Source organism: Vibrio sp. Vb1980 (assembly GCF_033338615.1).
GTDB classification, from domain to species: domain Bacteria; phylum Pseudomonadota; class Gammaproteobacteria; order Enterobacterales; family Vibrionaceae; genus Vibrio; species Vibrio alginolyticus.
Genome location: NZ_JAWOSZ010000004.1, coordinates 287,325 through 295,061, shown reverse-complemented (window position 1 = coordinate 295,061; position 7,737 = coordinate 287,325). Strand labels below are relative to the sequence as shown.

8 protein-coding genes are annotated in these 7,737 nt (G+C 41.9%); 5 read left to right on the top strand and 3 right to left on the bottom strand.

Going from position 1 to position 7,737, the window contains the following annotated elements; translation table 11 throughout:
• The first annotated feature begins 349 nt into the window (after positions 1-349).
• Positions 350-1,111, top strand: a complete 762-nt coding sequence (locus tag R7F64_RS10300) for a hypothetical protein (RefSeq protein ID WP_005374276.1) — start codon at positions 350-352, stop codon at positions 1,109-1,111.
• Between the two features lie 103 nt (positions 1,112-1,214).
• Positions 1,215-2,246 (top strand): hypothetical protein, encoded by a 1,032-nt coding sequence (locus R7F64_RS10295; RefSeq protein ID WP_005374275.1) that lies wholly within the window; start codon positions 1,215-1,217, stop codon positions 2,244-2,246.
• Positions 2,247-2,409: 163 nt separating this feature from the next.
• Here R7F64_RS10295 and R7F64_RS10290 read toward each other — a convergent pair whose 3' ends face one another.
• Positions 2,410-2,766, bottom strand: coding sequence for a YibL family ribosome-associated protein (locus R7F64_RS10290; RefSeq protein ID WP_005374274.1), 357 nt, complete (start codon positions 2,764-2,766; stop codon positions 2,410-2,412).
• 85 nt (positions 2,767-2,851) lie between these two features.
• Entirely contained in the window at positions 2,852-3,847 is a 996-nt protein-coding gene (locus R7F64_RS10285) for a 2-hydroxyacid dehydrogenase (RefSeq protein WP_033906222.1), read from the bottom strand.
• A gap of 242 nt (positions 3,848-4,089) precedes the next feature.
• On the opposite strand from R7F64_RS10285, the gene R7F64_RS10280 reads away from it, so the two are divergent.
• On the top strand, positions 4,090-4,572 hold the full coding sequence (locus R7F64_RS10280; protein ID WP_047102844.1) for a L,D-transpeptidase family protein: 483 nt from the start codon (positions 4,090-4,092) through the stop codon (positions 4,570-4,572).
• Positions 4,573-4,607: 35 nt separating this feature from the next.
• Here R7F64_RS10280 and R7F64_RS10275 read toward each other — a convergent pair whose 3' ends face one another.
• Complete coding sequence (locus R7F64_RS10275) at positions 4,608-5,318, bottom strand: glycerophosphodiester phosphodiesterase family protein (RefSeq protein WP_053350831.1); 711 nt, start codon at positions 5,316-5,318, stop codon at positions 4,608-4,610.
• Positions 5,319-5,548: 230 nt separating this feature from the next.
• Between R7F64_RS10275 and R7F64_RS10270 the strand changes: the two genes are divergently transcribed.
• Both R7F64_RS10270 and R7F64_RS10265 read left to right on the top strand, forming a co-directional pair.
• Positions 5,549-6,214 carry a response regulator transcription factor gene (locus R7F64_RS10270; RefSeq protein WP_005386018.1) on the top strand — a complete coding sequence of 222 codons (666 nt, stop codon included), beginning with the start codon at positions 5,549-5,551 and terminating at the stop codon, positions 6,212-6,214.
• Positions 6,214-7,587: a sensor histidine kinase gene (locus R7F64_RS10265; protein WP_064369509.1), complete on the top strand. Its 1,374-nt coding sequence runs from the start codon at positions 6,214-6,216 to the stop codon at positions 7,585-7,587. The genes R7F64_RS10270 and R7F64_RS10265 overlap by 1 nt, the downstream gene beginning before the upstream one ends.
• The last annotated feature ends 150 nt before the right edge of the window (positions 7,588-7,737 follow it).

Genomic DNA, 7,737 nt, shown 5'->3' with positions numbered 1-7,737 from the left:
GAAAGCACCGGTCTTGAAAACCGGCATACGTTAATAGCGTATCTAGGGTTCAAATCCCTATCTCTCCGCCACTTTTAAAAAAAACCGCTGTTCTTACAGCGGTTTTTTTGTATCTGCTGTTTTTTAACCGCTGTTATCGAAACTTCTAATTGATTTTTCTCTAGCTCTTTCTCCAAGTTTTTGCGTACCTACTTTGGGTTTAGTTTACGCAGTAATACCTTCAATCGAAGACATTTCCATACGTCTCATTTGGGCTTCAAATAGAGCTTTCTTAAGTCTCAACGTGGGATGCTTAAACGCATTTTGATAGAGTTCCAGTCTAAATACTGCGGATGCACTTGGAGAAAAAATGAAGCTACTTTACTGGTTAGATGAATGGCAAGCTCTTACTCAACAAGAACAAGAGATGGCTTTACCTATCTCTGGCTACGATTTACTTGATGATGTGTTTGTGAAGTATGAACTCGTCGATCTTAACAAGCCATTGTTGTTTACATTTTCTCCTTCCGGTACTGATGTGCAGGTACAAGATTTAACTCCGGATTTTTCTCCTTGGGGCTACGAGCTCGGAATACAACAACAAGTAAACATTATTGCCTTTCAACATTTAGGACAAAGTAATTGGTTCCGTAGTCGGAATTTGATTTTCTTTCTGGAGCAGCTATCTGAGTTGCTTCATCCCTTCAAATGTCGTTTGGGTTATGGGCAAAGTCGAGGTGGCTTTGCAATTGGCGCGTTCGCTAACTTGCTGAAACTAGAACATCTTTTGTTGTTTTATCCTGTTAGCACTAAAAATAAAGCGTTAGTGCCTTGGGATGATCGGCCGAGTACTGAGCTTGCTCAGCAGTTTGCTTGGGAAAGCGGCTACCATGATCGAGATTTGGGCAATGCCAAAGGTTATATTATTTATGACCCATCCAATCGCATTGATCGTCTTCATGCTGAACGTTATCCAGAGCTTACCCATTTAAAAGTCGTCGGTATGGGACACGGCACTCAATCCACACAATTAGATAAATTAGAATTTTTTAATCTGGTGGCGCAGGAGTTTGTTCGCCATCAAACCTTAGATATTGACCAATTTAATAAGCAAATTCACGCTTTGTTTTAAAAGAGGACTGATATCAGAGTCCCCTGTAACCAGGGGGGGATGATCACACACTAAAAACTAGATTTTTAACACAATTGCTAGGCGCAATTTAGATGGAGGATTAATGAAGTTACTGTACTGGTTGGATGAATGGCTGGCTCTTTCTCGTGAAGAACAGCAAACCAGGCTACCGATGTCCGGGGAGGACTTACTTGATGATGTATTTGTTAAGTATGAGTTTGTCGACCGCAATAAACCGTTGTTGTTCACCTTTTCCCCTGCTGGTACGAATCTACAAGTACAGGACTTACACTCAGATTTTGCGCCTTGGGGTTATCGCTTAGCCCAGAAACAAAAAGTAAATATTATTTCATTTCAGCATCTTGGGAAAAGTAACTGGTTTCGCAGCCGTAATTTGATTTTCTTTCTAGAGCAGCTATCAACTTTACTTGAGCCTTTTGAATGTCGTTTAGGTTATGGGCTTAGCCGCGGTGGTTTTGCTATTGGTGCCTTTTCTAATCTATTAAAGTTGGATCAAGTATTGATGTTTCACCCGGTCAGCACAAAAAACAAAGTTTTGGTGCCATGGGATGATAGGCCAAGTACTGAACTTGCCCAACAATTTGATTGGGAAGGAAAGTATCACGACCTCGACCTTGGCGATGCAAAAGGCTATATCATTTATGATCCAACTAATGAAATCGACCGCCTTCACGCCAAACGCTACCCAGAGCTCACTCACTTAAGAGTCTTCGGGATGGGACATGGTACCCACGCGACGTATTTGAATAAATTCGGTTTTTATAAGCAAGTGGCCGTAGACTTTATACGTTATCAGAAGATAGATATAGCGCAGTTTCGTCATCAGACCAAAACGCTGCGCTTAAAAGAAGATTACTATCAGTGCCTTAACAAGGCGAATGCGAGCTCGCAGCATCGTTTAAACTTACTGAGTACCGCTCATAATGTACTAATTGAAGAAAAGAAAGAACATGTGAAGGAGCATCAAGCGCAAATCGATATTCAGCCACTTGTTGATATTGCACTTAAGCATGAGTATGACAACCCGCAAGATGCAGTACAGCTTTTGGAAGTCGCTCAGCAGCTGGTTCCGAATGATCCCGTTGTGGAGCACAAGTTGCAGCAACTGTCGTAGCGTTGAGGTGTAATGCGGACGATATTGGTCGAAATAGGTCAGTGGCTTTTGTCGCTGGCCTTTTTAATAGCTTATGGATTGATATGTCGATGAAATCTAATGAAGCAGTACAAAATAAAAAGCCCAAGCAAATGCTTGGGCTCCATAAATGTTAATGCGAGTTTTAAAACTCTTTTGGCGCAAAGCCTGTCATCACATCAAGGCGAAGTTCTTTACCAACTTTTGTTAATGGGTGAACGATTACTAAGCCGCGTACGCGTTTTTTCAGTTTGCCGATGTCCGCTTGTTCTGCTTTGGTGATTTCACGAGAGAATGGCATATCAAGTAAGCTTTTACGTTCTTTGTTCAGCTCATAGTTTTGCTTATGCTTTAACTGGTTAAGCTTTTTGGTTAGCTGTTCTACTTCATCCGTGAACTTTGTAATCATTTCGTGATCACCACGAGAACGTGCCGCATCAAGTTTACGTTGGCATGTATCTAAACGGTTGTGCAGCTTTTGAATATCAGTTTTTATGCTCATGGTAATTTGGCTCAAATTTTAAATAGTCGAGAAGTATAGCATAGCTGAGATCACACGCTCTACTATACTTCTCGATTGTCTGGCTTTAGTTAATCAGTTCATTGCCCGATACGTTACCAGAGAAAAAGGCTTCGACGTTATCAAGCGTCACAGAGGCAATATTATTAAGTGCTTCGTGAGTCAAGAATGCTTGGTGGCCAGTAAACAGCACGTTATGACAAGCCGATAAACGGCGGAAAACATCATCTACAATGACATCGTTAGATTTATCTTGGAAGAATAAGTCTTTTTCATTGTCATACACGTCTAGGCCAAGCGCACCAATCTTACCTTGTTTCAACGCTTCTATCGCCGCTAGTGAATCTAGCAACTCGCCTCGACTGGTGTTAATGATCATTACACCATCTTTCATTTGCGCGAAGGCTTTTTCGTTCAATAAGTGATAGTTTTCTTCACTCATTGGACAATGGAGAGAGATAACATCCGCATTAGCGTAGATTTCTTCAAGCGAACAGTAACGGGCTCCCATTTCTAGTGCTAATGGATTTTCGTAGGGGTCGTAGCAAAGCAGTTCCATGCCAAGCCCTTTGAAGATACGCATCGTCGCGATACCAATCTTACCCGTACCAATAACACCAACGGTTTTTCCGAAAAAGTTAAAGCCAACAAGACCTTCTAGCGAGAAGTTGGCGTCACGTGTCCGTTGGTAGGCCTTGTGAAGACGGCGGTTTAGACACATCATTAAACCAACCGTGTGCTCTGCCACTGCTTCTGGTGAGTAAGCAGGAACTCGAACCACTTGTAAGCCTAGTTCTTTGGCTGCTTGTTGATCAACTTTATCAAATCCCGCGCAGCGCATAGCAATAAGCTTGGTCCCGCCTAGAGAAAGCTGTTTAAGAACGGGAGCTGAAAGATCATCATTAACGAACGCACATACAACATCACTGCCGTGCGCCATCTTGGCTGTTTTTTCGGTTAGTCGGAAGTCGTGATAGTGAAATTCAAAATCGCGGTTATTTTTAATTTTATTAAAAGAGGCTTCGTCGTAGGATTTTGCACTAAAAAAAGCAATGTTAATCATGGTTCCCTCTCAAAAAGTGCGGACTTTATAAATAAATATGCTTATAAAGTAATGCAACTTAGCCGCAATGAATAGAGAAATCTTCTCTTTGACTTTTGTTGTATCAAATAACAATAAGAAGTACGCCTTTCAGCGAGTGCTATCTTACGGTTCCGCATTAGATACTGTTTGCTTTACGAGCATTAACTGACTAGCATTATCGCTCTTTTCTTGTTCACTTTATTAGCTTAGGCGTTACGACAATGTCAGTAAAATGGTGCTCTATGTTCTTGTGTTGTATGTTTGCTTCTGGCACTCACGCAGCTGTTGACCTCGTTAAAGTCGACAAGTCTAAGCGTCGAATGTATTTGATGGAACAAGGAGCAGTGCTAAAAGAATACCGAATTGCTTTAGGAGCGAACCCTCAAGGACATAAACAAGAAGAGGGAGACAATCGCACGCCAGAGGGCGAATACACTTTAGATTATGTTATAGAGGACTCTGCTTTTTATCGTTCTGTGCATATCAGTTACCCTGATGCGATTGATGCGTTGGAAGCGAAGCGCCGAGGTGTCTCCCCTGGAGGGAACATCAAAATTCATGGCTTAAAAAACGGTGAGAGTCAGTTGCCGATTTACATCCAAAGTTTTGATTGGACTAATGGGTGTATTGCGATTACCAACGAGGAGATGGATGAATTTATCCAGCTTGTCGAGATGGGGACACCAATTCAGATTGAGTGGTAATAAAAGGTCCCCTTTAATGTTCTGGCTCTTATAGGCTATGGCATAAAGCGCTGTGGATGATCACTAAAAATACCGTCTAATTGAGGTAGGTATTTCAGTTTATTTGGATTGTTCACCGTATAGCACATCACTTTGTAACCGGCTTGTTGGAGTTTGTTTATCTGGCGAGTACGAACCCAGTTAATGTTTAGGTTGCAGCTATAGGCACTAACTTCTTCCAAAAGGCGTTTATCTTTTCTCGTAAAGAATTCACTTAACACACCCAATCGGTAGCCACTGCAGTATTTGTGCATCGCTCTAATGACGTCATGACTAAAGCTCGATAGGAGTACATTCTCTTGCGGCATTGGACTTTTTGCTAACGCATTGGCGAGAGTCTGCACCACTTCTTCCGCTGGATGGTTGTCTACTTTAACTTCGATATTCAAGTTAAGCTTATTCTCAGTAGCTAAAGTGAGCAGTTCATCTAGTGTCAAGATCTTCTCGCCTGAAAAGTCTGTGCTAAACCAACTACCGAAATCTAATGCTTTTAACTCTTCCAGGGTGAGCTCATCAACACGCCCTTGTCCATTGCTGCATCGATTGACGGTATGATCATGGCAAACCACTAAAACATTATCTTTGGTAGGTTGTATATCCACTTCCACCCACTTTAATCCCAGGTCAATGGCTGCTTGAATGCTTATTTTTGTATTCTCAGGGTATGAACCTGCCACGCCACGGTGACCAATTAATAACGTTTCCATTCGCTTTATCTTTTGCTTTGCGGTTGCCAGATTGTACTCGTTTTTTCTATGAAGATATATCTAGGTGCATATTGTTAGGAACCTTTAGTACAAGTGAACATTAAACTCTAATAGTACGTTGCTGCTTCTTGGACTGAGTCCTGTGGACTTAAAGCCTTAGAGTGTGTAGTTGTTTAATTGGTAAATGAGTAATAAAATGCGAACCATTTTTATTTGAATGGTGAGTGGTAATGTCACGAGTTTTGATAGTCGATGATGACGTTCCTTTGTGTGAGCTGTTAGAAGCGGTTTTGCAAGAGGAGGGCTACATCGTATCTTCTGTGCATTGCGGTGAAAGTGCGCTGCAATATATGGAAAAAACGCCTGTAGATCTTGTATTGCTTGATGTCATGTTACCAAACCTTAACGGCATGCAAGTTGCTCGTAGGATCTGTCAGCGCTTCGCGACACCTATTCTAATGCTTACCGCTCTCAACGATGAAAACTCGATGCTTGATGGTTACCAAGCGGGGGCCGATCAGTATATCGGAAAGCCTTTTAATGTCGCTGAGCTTCTAATGCGCATCAAAGCGATTCTTCGTCGTGTTGGCTTGGAACGTCAACGTCAGACGATGTGTAGTACCGTTCAAACGATCAGTGACCAGCTTAATAGCTTACCCCTCACAAGTACGGAAGCTGAACTATTGAGCTACTTGGTAAAAAACCAAGGAGTCGTGATTTCAAAAGCAGAGCTTCAAACTGAAGTGTTAAAGAAAGAGCTGAGTCCTTTTGATCGCAACCTTGATATGCACATCAGTAACATACGTCGCAAGTTAGTTGAGGCGGGGCTTTCCAAGCAACATATCAAAACCTTCCGTGGCAAAGGTTACAGTTATTTAGAGGCTGTAAACCGTTAATGAAGCTCCGGTGTCCACCTTTTATTGCAAAACGTAAAGACAGCTTAGCGTTCAAGTTATTTAGTTGCATGACCGCAATTGTCATTAGCATTTTGGTCGTGCAATCCTTAGCGGAACAAGCTCTGGTGAAAGCCATGTTGAAAGTGCCCGATAGTGTGCGAGAAGAAATGCTAGACCTTGCACATCAAGCTAACGTATTGATTGAGCACGGAGACATGGACGAACTTGCTGACTGGGCAAATGCGCAAAACTTTTATTTATTTGTGTTGAATGAACATCAGCAACCAGTTACGCACCGTCTGATGCATCCGCACTTCGAGTTCAAACTTCAATTTAAGAGAAGCATCGATGATCAACTTGAGGGGAAAGTGAATCGCCCCATCATCAATATTCCTTTAGTTCATGGCAATACTTTAGTGATTCAATTGCCACATCGACTGCACCCTGCAAATGACTTCATTCTGTATTTCTCTATTCTCAAAGTCGTGATTGCAGTGGTTATTTTGGCGCTCTTTTCGCTGCTAATGGCACGTAACTTACAGCAACCATTGGATCGATTGAGAGAAGCAAGCAAAAAGCTATCTAATGGCGATTTTAATGTTAGTGTCGTGAAAGAGCTGAAGTCGAGCACGCGTGAGTTTAACGAGTTAGCGCAAGACTTCGATCACATGACGCAACAGATTCATTCTCTCGCTGAAAAGCAGCGACTGCTTATAAGAGATGTCTCTCACGAATTGAGAACGCCGTTAGCGAGGCAGAACTTGGTTCTGCATCTTTTGCGAAAGCGTGTTGGAGAAAGTGAGCAAAGCCTAGTGACAAGGCTAGAAGATGAAGCAAAAGAGCTAAACCATTTGATCAGCGATATATTGGAGTTCAGTCGCTTGGAAAATGCGCGCTTCGACAAAGCCACGAAACGCTGTGATTTAGAAGTTTTGCTCTCCCCGCAAGTAGAACGTTGCAAAATAGATTTGAAGTCAGAACAGACGTTGTCTTTCCGCTCAGAAGCTGTATGTGCTAAAGCCATTTGTGAAGAAACGCTGGTCATTCGTTGTTTGAACAATCTTATTGGTAATGCCATTAAATATTCAGGACAAGCATCTCAGATAGAAGTTTCTCTGGAAAATTATGTCAAAGAAGGGCAGCAATTCACCACCATGTCAGTATCTGATAATGGGCCTGGTATTCCAGAGAACAAGCTGGTCGATATTTTTGATCCGTTTACACGCTTAGATGCTTCTAGAGATAAAAAGCTTGGTGGCTACGGTTTAGGTCTTGCGATTGTCAAAGAATCCATGCGTATTATGGGTGGAGCAGTCACGGCGAAAAACCGTGAGCAAGGTGGTTTGAGGGTTACTTTAGTGTTCAAACAATAAGTATGATTAAGTTGTATTTTTTGTGATTAATGTCACATTATCATGGCGCATCATCAGAGAGTACTTTACAAAAGTTTGCAAATGCAAAGAATGTAAATTTAATGCAAATGGTAATACTTATCACTTATATTCACCCGCGAAATAATTAAG

What these genes read in the sequence shown, in the direction of transcription:
- R7F64_RS10285 (WP_033906222.1), bottom strand. Translation starts at nt 3,847, where the DNA reads ATGATTAACATTGCTTTTTTTAGTGCAAAATCCTACGACGAAGCCTCT.
- R7F64_RS10265 (WP_064369509.1), top strand. Translation starts at nt 6,214, where the DNA reads ATGAAGCTCCGGTGTCCACCTTTTATTGCAAAACGTAAAGACAGCTTA.
- R7F64_RS10280 (WP_047102844.1), top strand. Translation starts at nt 4,090, where the DNA reads ATGTCAGTAAAATGGTGCTCTATGTTCTTGTGTTGTATGTTTGCTTCT.
- R7F64_RS10295 (WP_005374275.1), top strand. Translation starts at nt 1,215, where the DNA reads ATGAAGTTACTGTACTGGTTGGATGAATGGCTGGCTCTTTCTCGTGAA.
- R7F64_RS10300 (WP_005374276.1), top strand. Translation starts at nt 350, where the DNA reads ATGAAGCTACTTTACTGGTTAGATGAATGGCAAGCTCTTACTCAACAA.
- R7F64_RS10275 (WP_053350831.1), bottom strand. Translation starts at nt 5,318, where the DNA reads ATGGAAACGTTATTAATTGGTCACCGTGGCGTGGCAGGTTCATACCCT.
- R7F64_RS10270 (WP_005386018.1), top strand. Translation starts at nt 5,549, where the DNA reads ATGTCACGAGTTTTGATAGTCGATGATGACGTTCCTTTGTGTGAGCTG.
- R7F64_RS10290 (WP_005374274.1), bottom strand. Translation starts at nt 2,766, where the DNA reads ATGAGCATAAAAACTGATATTCAAAAGCTGCACAACCGTTTAGATACA.